At 72.6% G+C, this 13,799-nt stretch carries 15 protein-coding genes and 1 pseudogene; 12 read left to right on the forward strand and 4 right to left on the reverse strand.

Annotated elements, in window-relative coordinates; all coding sequences use genetic code 11:
• Nucleotides 1-281: 281 nt before the first annotated feature.
• The gene (locus ABZS51_RS40200) at nucleotides 282-1,013 is read right to left on the reverse strand and encodes a YafY family protein (RefSeq protein ID WP_355452902.1); all 732 of its coding nucleotides are present in this window, start codon (nucleotides 1,011-1,013) and stop codon (nucleotides 282-284) included.
• 179 nt (nucleotides 1,014-1,192) lie between these two features.
• Nucleotides 1,193-2,221 carry a PHP domain-containing protein gene (locus ABZS51_RS40205; RefSeq protein WP_355452905.1) on the reverse strand — a complete coding sequence of 343 codons (1,029 nt, stop codon included), beginning with the start codon at nucleotides 2,219-2,221 and terminating at the stop codon, nucleotides 1,193-1,195.
• A gap of 156 nt (nucleotides 2,222-2,377) precedes the next feature.
• Between ABZS51_RS40205 and ABZS51_RS40210 the strand changes: the two genes are divergently transcribed.
• From ABZS51_RS40210 to ABZS51_RS40250, 9 genes are all read left to right on the forward strand, one after another.
• Nucleotides 2,378-2,734, forward strand: coding sequence for a hypothetical protein (locus ABZS51_RS40210; RefSeq protein WP_310710802.1), 357 nt, complete (start codon nucleotides 2,378-2,380; stop codon nucleotides 2,732-2,734).
• A 3-nt stretch (nucleotides 2,735-2,737) separates the two neighbouring features.
• Complete coding sequence (locus tag ABZS51_RS40215; protein WP_355452908.1) at nucleotides 2,738-3,886, forward strand: glutathionylspermidine synthase family protein; 1,149 nt, start codon at nucleotides 2,738-2,740, stop codon at nucleotides 3,884-3,886.
• Nucleotides 3,883-4,314 carry a DUF350 domain-containing protein gene (locus ABZS51_RS40220; protein WP_355452911.1) on the forward strand — a complete coding sequence of 144 codons (432 nt, stop codon included), beginning with the start codon at nucleotides 3,883-3,885 and terminating at the stop codon, nucleotides 4,312-4,314. Before ABZS51_RS40215 ends, ABZS51_RS40220 begins: the two co-directional genes overlap by 4 nt.
• A gap of 120 nt (nucleotides 4,315-4,434) precedes the next feature.
• Entirely contained in the window at nucleotides 4,435-5,559 is a 1,125-nt protein-coding gene (locus ABZS51_RS40225; protein ID WP_355452927.1) for a helix-turn-helix domain-containing protein, read from the forward strand.
• Between the two features lie 103 nt (nucleotides 5,560-5,662).
• Complete coding sequence (locus ABZS51_RS40230) at nucleotides 5,663-6,559, forward strand: ACP S-malonyltransferase (RefSeq protein ID WP_310710799.1); 897 nt, start codon at nucleotides 5,663-5,665, stop codon at nucleotides 6,557-6,559.
• A complete protein-coding gene (locus ABZS51_RS40235; RefSeq protein WP_355452914.1) occupies nucleotides 6,556-7,512 on the forward strand; it encodes a beta-ketoacyl-ACP synthase III in 957 nt (318 codons plus the stop codon). The genes ABZS51_RS40230 and ABZS51_RS40235 overlap by 4 nt, the downstream gene beginning before the upstream one ends.
• Nucleotides 7,513-7,598: 86 nt before the next feature.
• Nucleotides 7,599-7,838 carry an acyl carrier protein gene (locus ABZS51_RS40240; protein ID WP_148030187.1) on the forward strand — a complete coding sequence of 80 codons (240 nt, stop codon included), beginning with the start codon at nucleotides 7,599-7,601 and terminating at the stop codon, nucleotides 7,836-7,838.
• Nucleotides 7,839-7,905: 67 nt separating this feature from the next.
• Complete coding sequence (gene fabF, locus ABZS51_RS40245) at nucleotides 7,906-9,138, forward strand: beta-ketoacyl-ACP synthase II (protein ID WP_355452918.1); 1,233 nt, start codon at nucleotides 7,906-7,908, stop codon at nucleotides 9,136-9,138.
• On the forward strand, nucleotides 9,138-10,562 hold the full coding sequence (locus ABZS51_RS40250; RefSeq protein ID WP_355452921.1) for a carboxyl transferase domain-containing protein: 1,425 nt from the start codon (nucleotides 9,138-9,140) through the stop codon (nucleotides 10,560-10,562). The genes fabF and ABZS51_RS40250 overlap by 1 nt, the downstream gene beginning before the upstream one ends.
• Nucleotides 10,563-10,746: 184 nt before the next feature.
• Here the strand turns inward: ABZS51_RS40250 and ABZS51_RS40255 are convergent, their stop codons facing one another.
• Nucleotides 10,747-11,241, reverse strand: coding sequence for a DUF3145 domain-containing protein (locus ABZS51_RS40255; protein WP_310710795.1), 495 nt, complete (start codon nucleotides 11,239-11,241; stop codon nucleotides 10,747-10,749).
• Nucleotides 11,242-11,417: 176 nt separating this feature from the next.
• On the opposite strand from ABZS51_RS40255, the gene ABZS51_RS40260 reads away from it, so the two are divergent.
• From ABZS51_RS40260 to ABZS51_RS40270, 3 genes are all read left to right on the forward strand, one after another.
• Nucleotides 11,418-12,431, forward strand: a complete 1,014-nt coding sequence (locus ABZS51_RS40260; protein ID WP_355452924.1) for a S8/S53 family peptidase — start codon at nucleotides 11,418-11,420, stop codon at nucleotides 12,429-12,431.
• A gap of 73 nt (nucleotides 12,432-12,504) precedes the next feature.
• Entirely contained in the window at nucleotides 12,505-13,044 is a 540-nt protein-coding gene (locus ABZS51_RS40265; RefSeq protein WP_310710793.1) for a sigma-70 family RNA polymerase sigma factor, read from the forward strand.
• Nucleotides 13,041-13,487: a hypothetical protein gene (locus ABZS51_RS40270; protein WP_310710792.1), complete on the forward strand. Its 447-nt coding sequence runs from the start codon at nucleotides 13,041-13,043 to the stop codon at nucleotides 13,485-13,487. The genes ABZS51_RS40265 and ABZS51_RS40270 overlap by 4 nt, the downstream gene beginning before the upstream one ends.
• Before the next feature lie 217 nt (nucleotides 13,488-13,704).
• On the opposite strand, the pseudogene ABZS51_RS40275 reads toward ABZS51_RS40270, so the two are convergent.
• Nucleotides 13,705-13,799 (reverse strand): annotated as a pseudogene (locus tag ABZS51_RS40275) (50S ribosomal protein L18); the annotation flags it as partial.

Here is a 13,799-nt window from a genome sequence, read left to right on the forward strand (position 1 = left end):
GGCTTGACCCCGGCCTCGCCGCAGGCGGCCGTGAGGCCCCAGAAGACCACGGACAGGTCTCCGGCGGCCGGCGGGGAAGGCGCCGGCGGCGGCTCGCCGCGGCTCATGGCCTCGGGTGGAAGATCCTGAAAAGGTGGCCCGGGGTGCCTTCGGGGTCTGCCGTCGCCACCTCGAACCAGGTCACCGTGTCGTCCATCCCCGACCTCTCATTTGTCGAACACGATGACGATCCACCGGCGAGACGACAGCCCTATGTCGGTGTTTCCTCATAAGTTTTCGAGCTACTGATCGAGAATCGTGCCGTGGACCACCATCTCCGGCAGGTCGGGTGCGAAGCCTTCGAGCGGGCGGTCAGGGCAGCGCTCGCCGGTGACGCCGGCGGAGGCGATCCGGTCCAGCCGGAACACCCGGACGTCGTCGCGTAACCGGCACCACGCCACCAGGTACCAGAACCCGCCCCGGCCGCCCAGGAACACCCCGGGCTCCACGTCGCGCGAGGTCAGCGCGCCCTTGGCGTCGGCGTACTCCAGCCGCAGCACGCGGCGGCGCAGCAGCGCCTCCTCGATCGCCCGCGAGACGCCCCCGGCGCCGAGCGGCCGGCCGCCCGCGCCTCGGTCACCGGGCTCGGCGACGACCTGCACCCGGCGGGCCAGCTCCCGCGCCAGCTCGCCCTCCCGGCCGGGCATGGCGGCCACCACCTTGCGCAGCGCGCTGCGCGCCTCCCGGCCGAACGGCTGGTCGCCGGCCCTGCTGAGCGCCAGCGCGATGGCCACGGCCTCGGCCGGCGAGAAGTTGAGCGGGGGAAGGGACATCTTCTTGTCGAGCGCGTACCCGCCCCTGCGCCCCGGCTCGGCGTAGATCGGCACCCCGGACTCCTGGAGGGCGGTGATGTCGCGCTCGATCGTGCGGACGCTCACCTCGAACCTGCCGGCCAGCTCGCGCGCCGAGCGGCAGCGCGGGGAGATCGCGCGCAGGTCCTCGACGAGCGCGTACAGCCGATCGGTACGGTTCACAGCCAGGACGCTACGTGCCGCCACCGACAATCGCGCGTCCCGCGACGTCCCCGGCACCTCGCCGTCACCGCCAGGCCACAGGGCTCTCACCCCCACGCCCGCGAACGCCCCGCACGGCGGCCCACACGACGGCCCGTACGACGGCCCGCACGACGGCCCGCCACCGGCCCGACGCCCGCCTACGACCGGCGGCGGGTCCACGCCAGCAGGTCCTCCACCGGCCGCGTGTTCACGATCCGCCCGGCCTCGATCCCGCACCGCGCCGCCCGCTCGCAGCCGAACCTCTGCCAGTCGAGCTGCCCCGGCGCGTGCGCGTCGGAGTCGATCGCGAAGTCGCACCCCATCTCGTACGCGAGCAGCATCAGCCGCTTCGGCGGGTCCAGCCGGTCCGGCCTGGAGTTGATCTCCACGGCCACCCCGAAGCGGCGGCACGCCTCGAAGACGATCTCGGCGTCGAACTCCGACTCCGGCCGCACCCCGCCCCGCCGGCCGCCGCCGCGCACGATCCGCCCGGTGCAGTGACCGAGCACGTCGACGTGCGGGTTCGCGACGGCGGCGACCATCCGGCGGGTCATCTCGTGGCGGTTCATGCGCAGCTTGGAATGGACGCTGGCCACGACCACGTCGAGCCGTTCGAGCAGCTCGGGCTCCTGGTCGAGGGTGCCGTCGAGGTTGACGTCCACCTCGGCGCCGGTGAGCACCCGGAACGGCGCGAGGCGCTCGTTGAGCCGCTCCACGAGGTCGAGCTGGCGGCGCAGCCGAGCCGGCGACAGGCCGTTGGCGACGGTCAGGCGGGGCGAGTGGTCCGTCAGGGCCCAGTAGTCGTGGCCGAGCGCCCGGGCGGTCCCGGCCATCTCCTCGATCGGCGAGCCGCCGTCCGACCAGTCGGAGTGGCTGTGCAGGTCGCCCTTGAGCGCCGAGCGCAGCGCCGCGGTCTCCTCGTCCAGGCCGGCGCCCTCGGTCGCGCGCAGCCTGCGCAGGTACGCGGGTACCTGGCCGTCCAGCGCCTCGGCGATGGCCAGGGCGGTGACCTTGCCGATGCCCGGCAGCTCGGCGAGGCCGCCCGCGCCGGCCAGGCGTACGAGCTCGTCGTCCGGCAGCGACTCGGCCACCGCCGCCGCTCGGCGGAACGCGCGCACGCGGTAGGTGGGCTCTCCGGCCCGTTCCAGGAGGAAGGCGATCTCACGCAGAGCCTCGACCGGTTTCATGGGGAACTCCTACCCCCAGGTAGTTCGTCCCCTAAGGGACATTGATGCCGCGGGAGGGCCCCCGCTAGGCTGATCGGCCAACGAAAGCAGGAGCTCATGGGACAGCCGAGACCGCAACAACCGCAGCAACCGCCCCGGCGGTCCAAGGCATCCAAAGTGGTCACGCTGTCCGTCATCGGCATCGTCTCCGTGATGGTCGTCGGCTACTGCGCCGCCCAGTCCGACGACGACGACGTCACCGCCGACTGCGTCGACACGAGCCAGCAGCTCCCCGACGGCTCGTACCCCGTCGTCGACGACGACTACTGCGACGACGACGACAGTGGTGGCGGCGGCTACTACTACAGCAGCGGTCCACGCGCCGCCTACCACTGGTACTACGGCGGCAGGCGGGTCGGCACCCACGTGCGCGGCGGCACCACCCTGCGCCCCTCCGACGTGACCATCTCCTCCCGCACGGGCAAGTCGATCCAGCGGGGCGGCTTCGGCGGTCGCTCCAGCAGCGGGAGCTGACGCGTGCGACGCGAACGCGGGACGCCGAGGAACGGCTGGGACAAGATCATAGAGAGCCAGGGGCTGGCCTACCACCGCGCCGCCCACCCCGAGGGGCTCAGCCGCCCGTACTGGGACGAGTCCGTCCACTATGTCTTCTCCATGGACGAGGTGGAGGCGCTGGAGGCGCAGGTCGAAGAGCTGCACGAGATGTGCCTGCGCGCCGCGGCCCACGTCGTGGAGACCGGCCGCTTCGCGGACTTCGCCATCCCCGAGTGGGCCGTGGAGGACGTCAGGCGGTCGTGGGAGCGCCGCGACCCCCACCTGTACGGCCGCTTCGACCTGCGCTACGACGGCACGGGCCCGGCCAGGCTGCTGGAGTACAACGCCGACACGCCGACCTCGCTGGTGGAGTCGGCGGTCGTGCAGTGGTTCTGGCTGAAGGACACGCATCCGGACGACGACCAGTGGAACTCCGTCCACGAGCGGCTGGTCGACCGCTGGGCCGCCATGGCGCTGCCGCCCGGCCCCACCCACTTCTCGTGGACGTCCATGGACGAGACCGGCGAGGAGGCGATGACCCTCGCCTACCTCCAGGAGACGGCCGAGCAGGCCGGGCGCTCCACGGTGGCGGTCGCCATGGAGGACCTCGGCTGGGACGAGCTGAACCGGCGCTTCGTCGACGTCGAGGAGCGGTGGATGCGCTCGGTCTTCAAGCTGTACCCGTGGGAGTGGATGCTGGCCGACCCGTTCGGGCGGCACGCCGTCCGGCACGCCACCTGGATCGAGCCCCTGTGGAAGGTCCTGCTGTCGAACAAGGCCCTGCTCGCCGTCCTGTGGGAGCTGTACCCCGGCCACCCCAACCTGCTTCCCGCCTACCTCGACGGGCCCCGCGACCTGACCTCGTACATCGTCAAACCGCTGCTGGGCAGGGAGGGCGCGTCTATGCGCGTCGTCACCCCGGAGGGCGGGCACGAGACCCCGGGCGAGTACGGGCGTGAGGGCTTCGTGCACCAGGGTTTCGAGGCCCTGCCCGAGTTCGACGGCCAGCGGCCGGTGCTCGGCGCCTGGGTGGTCGCCGACGAGGCGGCCGGCCTCGGCATCCGCGAGACCGCGGGTCTGATCACCGACGACACCTCCTCCTTCGTCCCCCACCGAATCGAGCGACCATGACCCTGCTGGAAACCCTCGCCCGCGGCGCCGGCGCCATCGCCGCCTACGCCGCCGTCGGCGTGGTGCTGCTGATCGTCGGCTTCTACGTGATCGACCTCGCCACCCCCGGGAAGCTCAGCGCGATCATCCGCACCGAGCGCAACCCCAACGCCACCCTGCTCGCCACCTCCGCCATGATCGCCGTGGGGCTCATCGTGGCCGCCTCGATCTGGTCCTCCGGCGGCCGGCTCGCCGAGGGGCTGGCGGGCACGGCGATCTTCGGCCTGGTCGGCATCGTGGTGCAGACCGTGGCGATGATGATCTTCGACAAGGTCGTCGGCATCTCGGTGCGCGACCTCGTCAAGGAGCCGGAGATCCAGCCGGGCGCGCGGCTGCTCGCCGCCACGCACGTGGCCATCGGGCTCATCACGGCCGTGGCCGTGATCTGACCGCGGCCCCGTTCCGGCCCGGCCGTCGCCGTGCGTCGCGGCCGGTCGTGCGGACCTGGCACTCTAGGAGGCGTGACAGACCGGACCCGGGAGGACACCACGCGCAGGCTGGAGCGCGCCATGGGCGCGCTCGGCACGGCCGCCATGGCGCGCATGGACGAGCAACTGCCATGGTTCCGCGCGCTCAGCGCCGAGGACCGCTCCTGGGTGGGCCTGGTGGCGCAGGCCGGCATCGCCGCGTTCGTGGAGTGGTTCCAGCACGCCGGCGAGAACCGGCCGAAGCCGAGCATCGAGTTCTTCGGCACGGCCCCGCGCGAGCTGAAGCGCTCCATCTCGCTGCAGCAGACGGTCGACATCGTCCGCGTGGTGGTGGAGGTCGTCGAGGCACAGGGCGACGAGCTGGCCGCGCCCGGCGGTGAGGACCAGCTCCAGCAGGCCATGCTGCGCTACACCCGTGACGTGGCGTTCGCCGCCGCCCAGGTCTACGCCCGCGAGGCCGAGGCCCGCGGCGCCTGGGACGCCCGGCTGGAGGCCCTGATCGTCGACGCGCTGGTCCGGGGTGAGGTGGACGACGGGCTGCACTCGTGGGCCGCCGCGCTCGGCTGGACCTCCTCCCCCGTGGTGGTGATCGCCGGTCACGCCCCCGAGGACGACCCGCGGGCGGTGATCGACGGGCTGCGCGAGAAGGGCCGCCGCATCGGCATGGACCTGCTGGCCGGGGTGCAGGCCGACCGGCTGATCGTGATCGTGGGCGGCGCCGGCAGCGTGGACGAGGCGGCCCGGCAGGTGGTGGCCCGGTTCGGGCCGGGGCCGATCGTCATCGGCCCGGAGGTGCCCGACCTGCACGCCGCGGCGAGGTCCGCGCGGGCCGCGCTGGCCGGGCTGAAGGCGTCGTCCGGCTGGCCCGACGCCCCCCGCCCCGTGCACGCCGACGACCTGCTCGCCGAACGGGCCCTGGACGGCGACGAGGACGCGCGCGAGCAGCTCGTGGAGAACGTGTACCTGCCGCTGGCGGGCACGCCGCTGCTCGACACGCTGGCCACGTACCTGGAGCAGGGCACCTCGCTGGAGGCGACGGCGCGGCTGCTGTTCGTCCACCCCAACACGGTCCGCTACCGTCTGCGGAAGATCACCGAGCTGACCGGCTACCAGCCGACCGAGGGACGCTCCGCCTTCACCCTGCAGGTGGGCCTCATCCTGGGCCGCCTCACGGAGAGCGCCGTGACATGGCGGGCCCTAACGTAATTGTCCGGAAACCCCCATTGTAGGAACCGTACAAAACCTGTTGGACAAAGTTCGTACGGATCCTTAGCCGCGTGTCGGAGTTCTACAGGGCATGGTGGAGTTCGTGCTTGCAATCGTCGCGCCGGGCCAAGGCGCCCAGACTCCGGGTTTCCTGACACCCTGGCTTGAGCTGCCCGGTCTGGCCGACCGGCTCGCCGGGTGGTCCGAGGTGGCAGGGCTGGACCTGATCGCCCACGGCACCACCGCGGGCGCCGACGAGATCCGCGACACCGCCGTCGCGCAGCCTCTTCTCGTGGCCGCCGCGCTCGCCTCCGCCGAGGCTCTCGGCGTGACTCCCGACCTGGTGGCCGGGCACAGCGTCGGCGAGTTCGCCGCCGCGGCGCTGGCCGGGACCCTCACCGCCGAGCAGGCGCTGGAGCTGGTCCGCGAGCGCGCCCAGGCCATGGCCAAGGCCGCCGCCGTCACCGAGACCGGCATGACCGCGGTCCTCGGCGGCGACGAGGCCGAGGTCCTCGCCGCCATCGACAGGCACGGCCTGACCCCCGCCAACATCAACGGCGCCGGCCAGATCGTCGCCGGCGGCACGCTGGAGCAGCTCGCCGCCTTCCAGGACGACGCGCCCGAGCGCGCCAGGCTCCGCCCGCTCGCCGTGGCGGGCGCCTTCCACACCGTGCACATGGCCCCGGCCGTCGCCGCCCTGCGCGAGGCCGCGGCCGGCGTGACGCCCGCCGACCCGGCGGTCCGGCTGCTGTCCAACGCCGACGGCCAGGTCGTGACGAGCGGCCCCGACTTCCTGGACCGGCTGGTCAAGCAGGTCAGCAGCCCGGTCCGGTGGGACTCCTGCATGGCCTCCATGGCCGAGCTGGGCGTCACCGCGATCATCGAGCTGCTCCCCGGCGGCACCCTGACCGGCCTGGCCAAGCGCGCGCTGCGGGGCGTCCCCACCGTCGCGCTGAAGACCCCCGACGACCTCGACGCGGCCAAGGAGCTGATCAAGTGAGGATCCCCGACGTCGCGCCAGGCGCGAAGGTGCTGGCCTTCGGCCACTACCAGCCGGCCACCGTCGTCACCAACGACGACCTTGCCAAGGTCATGGACACCAACGACGAGTGGATCCAGTCGCGCGTCGGCATCCGCGAGCGCCGCATCGCCTCCGAGGGCGAGTCGGTCGAGGACATGGCCGTGCAGGCCGGAGGCAAGGCCCTGGCCGCCAGCGGCCTGTCCGCCGCCGACGTCGACCTGGTGATCGTGGCCACCTGCACGCTGGAGACGCAGATCCCCAACGCCGCCGCCGTCGTGGCGCACCGGCTGGGCATCCAGGCGCCGGGCGCGTTCGACGTCAACGCCGCCTGCGCCGGCTTCTGCTACGCGCTGGCCACCGCCAGCGCCGCCGTCCGCGGCGGCTCGGCGCGCAACGTGCTCGTCATCGGCTCGGAGAAGCTGTCGCAGTGGGTGGACCCGACCGACAGGTCCACCGCGGTGATCTTCGCCGACGGAGCGGGGGCCGCGGTGGTGGCCCCGGCCGACACGCCCGGGATCGGACCGGTCGTCTGGGGCAGCTCGGGCGACAAGGCCGACGCGATCTCCATCACCGACCGCAACGACCACCTCCACCAGGAGGGCCAGACGGTGTTCCGCTGGGCCACCACCGCGCTGCACCCGGTGGCCAAGGAGGCGTGCGACCGCGCCGGGGTCGACCCCTCGGAGCTGGCCGCGTTCGTCCCGCACCAGGCCAACCTGCGCATCATCGAGGCGATCGCGCGCAAGCTCGGCGCCGACAAGGCCGTCGTGGCGCGTGACATCGTCACCGCCGGCAACACCTCGGCGGCCTCCATCCCGCTGGCGCTCTCGCGCATGATCGAGCGCGGCGAGGTGCGCTCCGGCGACCTCGCGCTCGTCCTGGGCTTCGGCGCCGGCCTCACCTACGCGGGCCAAGTCATCGAGGTTCCGTAGGATCCGGTACGGCTCCCGCCGCACCGGACACGACTTGTACGGCGTGAGCCGTACAGAACCAGATAGAACCAAAGGAGAACTACGACATGGCTGCCACCGAGCAGGAGATTCTCGAGGGCCTCGGCAAGATCATCAACGAGATCACCGGTATCCCGGCCTCCGAGGTGACCCCCGAGAAGAGCTTCGTGGACGACCTCGACATCGACTCCCTGTCCATGGTCGAGATCGCCGTGGCCGCCCAGGACGAGTTCGGCGTCGAGATTCCCGACGACCAGCTCAAGAACCTGAAGACGGTCAAGGACGTCCTCACCTTCATCCAGAACTGACGATCGGCAGCTCGCGGGCTGCCGGTTGCGTGATTGTCACCTTACTGATCGACAAGGAGCGAGAAACGTGAGTGCGAACCGGGTACGTGTCGTCGTCACCGGGCTAGGCGCGACGACGCCCGTCGGTGGAGACGTCACCTCGACCTGGTCGGCGCTCCTCGCCGGTCAGTCGGGCGTCAAGGCCATCACCGAGGAGTGGATCGACACCGTCCCCGTGAAGTTCGCGGGGACGGCGGCGGTCGACCCCACCGAGGTGCTGCCCAGGCCCGAGGCCCGCCGTCTCGACCGGAGCGAGCAGTTCGCTCTGGTGGCGGCCCGCGAGGCCTGGCAGGACGCCGGCGCGCCGCCGGTCGCGCCCGAGCGGCTCGGCGTCGTGGTGTCCAGCGGCATCGGCGGCATCAACACCACTCTGTCGGCCTACGACACCTACAAGGAGCGCGGCTGGAACCGGCTCTCGCCGTTCACCGTGCCGATGCTCATGCCGAACGGCCCGGCCGCGTGGATCGGCCTCGACCTCGGAGCCCAGGCCGGCGTGCACGCCACCGTGTCCGCCTGCGCCTCCGGCGCCGAGGCCATCGGCTACGCGATGGACATGATCCGGTCCGGCCGCGCCGACGTGGTCGTCGCGGGCGGCACCGAGGCCGCGATCCACGGCCTCAACATCGCGGCCTTCTGCGCCGCGCGTGCCATGTCCACCCGCAACGACGACCCGGCCGGCGCGTCGCGGCCCTGGGACCGCGAGCGGGACGGGTTCGTGCTCGGCGAGGGCGCCGGCATCCTGGTGCTGGAGTCCGAGGAGCACGCCCGGGCACGCGGCGCCCGCGTGTACGCCTACGCCGCGGGCGTCGGCTACTCCGCCGACTCCCACCACATCACCCAGCCGGAGCCGGAGGGCCGGGGCATCATCATGGCGATGACCCAGGCGCTCAACGACGCTGACATCACCGGCGTGGACGTCAAGCACGTCAACGCCCACGCCACCTCCACTCCCGCCGGGGACGTCATCGAGGTGCAGGCGGTCGCCAAGGCCATCGGCGTCCACCCGCTGGTCACCTCGACCAAGTCCATGACCGGCCACCTGCTGGGCGGCGCGGGCGGCATCGAGTCCGTGTTCACGATCAAGGCGCTGCAGGAGCGGATCGTTCCCGCGACCATCAACCTGGCCGATCCCGACGACGGGATCGAGGTGGACATCGTCCACGGCGCCAACCGCGCCCTGCCGGAAGGCGACATCGCCGCGGTCAACAACTCGTTCGGGTTCGGCGGCCACAACGCGACCGTCGTCTTCAAGGGCGCCTGATGACCGTTGCGGACGACAGGGTGACGGCCGCGGGCTCCGACGAGGAGCCCGCGGATCCCCGCGACCCCGCCGTCCGCCTGGCCGCGCTGCTCGACGAGGGCTCGCTGCGGCTGATCACTCCTGAGGACAAGAGCGGCGTGCTCGCCGCGATGGGCCGCGTCGAGGGTGTCCCCGTCGTCGCCTTCTGCAGTGACGCCCGCTTCCAGGGCGGCGCGATGGGCAGCGACGGCTGCGAGCACATCGTGCACGCCTACGACGTGGCCGTCCGAGAGCGGGTGCCGGTCCTCGGGATCTGGCACTCCGGCGGTGCGCGACTCGCCGAAGGCGTCGAGTCGCTGCACGCCGTCGGCCGGGTCTTCGCCGCCATGACGAAGGCGTCCGGCGTCGTCCCGCAGATCTCCGTGGTCGTCGGGGCCGCCGCCGGCGGCGCCGCCTACGGCCCGGCGCTCACCGACCTGGTCATCCTGGCCGACTCCGGCCGGATCTTCGTCACCGGGCCCGACGTGGTGCGCAGCGTCACCGGTGAGGACGTCGACAGCGCGGCGCTCGGCGGCCCCGAGCCCCACAGCAAGCGCAGCGGCGTCGTCCACGTCGTCACCAGGACCGAGACCGACGCGCTGCTCACGGCGCGCCGGCTCGCCGTGCTGCTCGGCCACCAGGGCCGCGTACGCGCCTCCGAGGTGGAGGAAGTCGACTTCTCCAGCCTGCTGCCCGCGTCGGCCCGCCGCGCCTACGACGTCAAGCCGCTGGTCAACGGCCTGCTCGATGAGCCGGGCGTGGAGCTGCACCCGAAATGGGCGCCCAACATCGTCACCACCCTCGGCCGGCTCGGCGGGCGGACCGTCGGCGTGGTCGCCAACAACCCGCTGCGGCTCGCCGGCTGCCTCGACGCCGCCTCCGCGGAGAAGGCCGCCCGCTTCGTGCGCATGTGCGACGCCTTCGGGGTGCCGCTGGTGGTCCTCGTGGACGTGCCGGGCTACCTGCCGGGCGTCGGCCAGGAGCACGACGGCGTCGTCCGCCGCGGGGCCAAGCTGCTGCACGCCTTCGCCGAGGCGTCGGTGCCGCGGGTCACGCTGGTCACCCGCAAGGCGTACGGGGGCGCGTACGTCGCGATGAACTCCCGCGCGCTCGGCGCCACCAAGGTGTTCGCCTGGCCGACGGCCGAGATCGCGGTCATGGGCGCGGTGGCGGCGGTCCGCGTCCTCAAGCGGCGCGAGCTGGCGGCGGCCTCCGACGAGGAGCGGCCGGAGCTGGAGCAGCGCCTGGCGCAGGAGCACGAGAGGCTCGCCGGCGGCCTGGCCCGCGCACAGGACCTCGGCGTGATCGACGAGGTCCTCCGGCCCGCGGAGACGCGCGGCGCGATCGCCAGGGTGCTCGCCCAGGCCACCCCGGCCCGGGGCGCGCACGGCAACATCCCGTTGTAAGCCCGGTCCTACCCGGATGGGCCCCGCACCTGTCGAAGGTGCGGGGCCCATCGGCGTTCAGAGACGCGTCCGGAGACGCCGGGCGGGAGGCCCGTGGCGGGAGACCCGAAGGTGGGAGACCCGAAGGTGGGAGACCGTGGCCGGAGGCCCGTGGCGGGAGGCCCGTGGGGCGCCCGTGGGGGGGTCAGACGGCGGCGTGCAGCCAGCGGACGGGGGCGCCGTCGCCCGCGTAGCGGAACGGCTCCAGCTCCTCGTCCCACGGCTTGCCGAGCATCTTGTCCAGCTCCTCCTCCAGCACGCACCTCCCCTGGGCCGCCATCATCATGACGGCGCGCAGCCGGTCCTCGGGCACCATGATGTCGCCGGCCGCCCCGATGACCGCGCTGAAGGCGCCGAGGGTCGGCGTGTAGGCGTGGCGGGACCCGTCGACGCCCTGCGAGGCGTCCTCCGTGATCTCGAATCTGATGCGCTGCCAGCCCATCAGCGAGGACGTGATGGCGGCCGCGATGCCGGGGCGGCCCTCCCACTCCGCCTGCGCCCGTACGACATTGGGCGCGGCTGGTTGCGGCGTCCACGTCAGGTCCACGGGCACGCCAAGGACACCCGCGACCGCCCATTCGATATGAGGGCACAGCGCGGGCTGAGCCGAGTGGACGTAGAGCACGCCACGAGCAGACACCGGACCTCCCGTTTCGGTACGAGGTGCGCCTTCCCCAACGGCCTCGTCCTGGGATGATCACAAGTGACTAGGGAGAGACTACCGTCGGTCGCGATCAGGCACCAGAGGGGGCCCATACCAAGTTGTTGCGGCTGTGGCACGTGACAGCGGGGTCCGACGCGGATAGATACCCGCTCATGGACATCGAATATGTCGGCGAGGCGCTCATCCGGCCAGGTCAGGTGATGACCGACCGCACCGCCCTGTCCACCGTGGCCCGCTGGACGCAGGCGGTCTCCGAAGGCGACGGCGTCTGTGTGATCCACCTGTCGCGCGGCGTCGACGCCTGCGAGATCACCCGGGACCTGCGAGATCGCGGCTTCCGGGCCTCGCCCAACCACGTGGTCACCGGCCAGCCGCTGTTCTTCGGCGGCCCGGCGTCCCGGCCGTTCCCGGTGCGCCCGGCCCCGCAGCGGCCCGCCAGAGGCCGCTCGTCCGTGCTGGTGGGCCTGCTCGACACGGGGGTCACCAAGCACCCGTGGTGGGAGTCCAGCGGCTGGTACGGCGACCTCGGCCGCGACGACGGCGACGCCGCCGACGGCCCGCAGGCGGGTCATGGCACGTTCCTCGCCGGCCTCCTCCTGCGCCGCGCCCCGGGCGTGTCGCTGTGCGTGCGGCGAGTCCTCGACGGCGACGGCCTCGGTGACGAGGCGACCGTGATCCGGGCGCTGAACCGGATGCGCGAGCGGGCGCCCCAGGTGATCAACCTGTCCTTCGGCTGCCACACCTTCGACGACCGCCCGCCTCCCCTGCTGGCCGACGCGCTCAGAGGGCTGCCCGACACGGTCAAGGTGGCCTGCGCGGGCAACACGGCCGGCGACCGGCCGTTCTGGCCGGCGGCGCTGCAGGGGGTCGTGGCGGTCGGCGCGGTGGACGCGTCCGAGCAGCGGCGGGCGCCGTTCTCCGCGCACGGCACCTGGGTCGACGCGTGCGCCCGCGGCGAGTGGCTGACCAGCAGCTATCTGGAGGTCGGGGAGTTCGACGGGTACGCGGCGTGGAGCGGCACGTCCTTCGCCGCCGCCCTCGTGGCGGGCGCCATCGCCGACGCCGCGCGGGAGCTGCCGGTGGGCCGGGCGGCCGAGCGGGTCCTCGATCCCGCGACGGCCAGGCAAATCCCTGATCTAGGGTCTCTCGTCCCGTCGAGTCTGTAGAGTTTACGCTCAGTCCTCGGCCAGTTACGGGGAGGCAGCGTGGCCTCCTCGTAGGGCGGGCGAAGGAGGCCGCATGCACGAGCCACGGCACGCAGGCGAGTTGCTCGAAGCAGCGGCCGACGACGACCAGACGGCCTGGGACACGCTCGAATGCAGGTATGGGCCACGAATGTGGGCGGTGGCCCGAGCCTGCGGCTTGAGCGAAGCGGATGCGGCGGACGCGGTCCAGGGAGCGTGGCTGCGGCTGCTGGAGCATCTGCACACCATCAGGGAACCATCGGGCATAGGCGCATGGCTGGCCACGACCACCCGTCGTGAGGCGATGCTGATCCTCAGGAAGGAGCGCCCCGGCGTTCCCCTCCCCGAGGTCGTGCCCGGCGAGCCTGATCCGGCGGCGGCCGTCCTGGAGGCCGACAGCAGCCGCCGGCTCTGGAAGGCGGTCTCCAGCCTGCACGAGCCATGCCGCACCCTCCTCCAGCTGGTAGCGACGAACCACAAGAGCCAGCAGGTGGCGGTGCGACTGGGCGTGCCCATAGGCAGCGTGGGTCCTACCAGAACGCGGTGCCTGGAAAGACTGCGCACTCTGATCCACCTACAGGAGACGGTGCAATGATCAACGAAGAGTACTTCCTGGCGGCGCTCCGTTTGGCCGCCGGGCACGATCCGCTCCCAGAACATGTCTCCGCTGCCGCCCGCGACGCCTACGGGCTCCGGGTCCCCCAAGCGGTGACCGCCGTCCCGGCCGAGTGCTCCGCCTCACGCGAGGTGCGCAGCTCGGACGGCTGCCAGCTGGTCCGCTTCGTCGCGGCGGGCCTGACCTTCGACTTGGAGGTGACCGTGGGCGACGGACTCATCGACGTGGCGGGACAGATCGTCCCGCATCCCGGAGAGGGCAGCCATGTCGACGTCCGCACCCCTCATCTGACGCTGACCAGACGCCTGGCCGGCACCGGCCACTTCGCGGCCACGGGCCTGCCTCCGGGCTGGCTCAGCGTGGTCTGCCACCGGCCCGGGCATTCCCCCGTCCAGACGAGGTGGGTGCGCATCCGGCCGTGACGTCCGCACGCCCCGGCATCCCCCGGGTCTCCCGCTTGATGGCGGCCGGGCTGGTGACGGGCGGGCTGGTGGAGGCGGCCGAGGCGGCGGTGCTGCGCTCGGTCGTCGACCCCCGGCAGGCCATGCTCGCCGCCCGGGCCGTCCTGTCGGCCGCCGAGGCGCGGGGCGTGGCCGAGGCGGCCGTCGTGGCGCTCAGGGCGATGGGCCTGGCCGCGCGGCCACCGCGGTCGAAGACGACAGCGGTGATCCCGGCTTCCTTGGCCCGCTGAGCGAGGAGCTCGCCGACCTTCTTCGCCTTCTCGGTCTTGTCCG

The organism is Nonomuraea sp. NPDC005501 (assembly GCF_040605905.1).
GTDB lineage: Bacteria > Actinomycetota > Actinomycetes > Streptosporangiales > Streptosporangiaceae > Nonomuraea.

What these genes read in the sequence shown, in the direction of transcription:
- ABZS51_RS40205 (WP_355452905.1), bottom strand. Translation starts at nt 2,221, where the DNA reads ATGAAACCGGTCGAGGCTCTGCGTGAGATCGCCTTCCTCCTGGAACGG.
- ABZS51_RS40220 (WP_355452911.1), top strand. Translation starts at nt 3,883, where the DNA reads ATGACCCTGCTGGAAACCCTCGCCCGCGGCGCCGGCGCCATCGCCGCC.
- ABZS51_RS40225 (WP_355452927.1), top strand. Translation starts at nt 4,435, where the DNA reads ATGGGCGCGCTCGGCACGGCCGCCATGGCGCGCATGGACGAGCAACTG.
- ABZS51_RS40240 (WP_148030187.1), top strand. Translation starts at nt 7,599, where the DNA reads ATGGCTGCCACCGAGCAGGAGATTCTCGAGGGCCTCGGCAAGATCATC.
- ABZS51_RS40250 (WP_355452921.1), top strand. Translation starts at nt 9,138, where the DNA reads ATGACCGTTGCGGACGACAGGGTGACGGCCGCGGGCTCCGACGAGGAG.
- ABZS51_RS40260 (WP_355452924.1), top strand. Translation starts at nt 11,418, where the DNA reads ATGGACATCGAATATGTCGGCGAGGCGCTCATCCGGCCAGGTCAGGTG.
- ABZS51_RS40265 (WP_310710793.1), top strand. Translation starts at nt 12,505, where the DNA reads ATGCACGAGCCACGGCACGCAGGCGAGTTGCTCGAAGCAGCGGCCGAC.
- ABZS51_RS40270 (WP_310710792.1), top strand. Translation starts at nt 13,041, where the DNA reads ATGATCAACGAAGAGTACTTCCTGGCGGCGCTCCGTTTGGCCGCCGGG.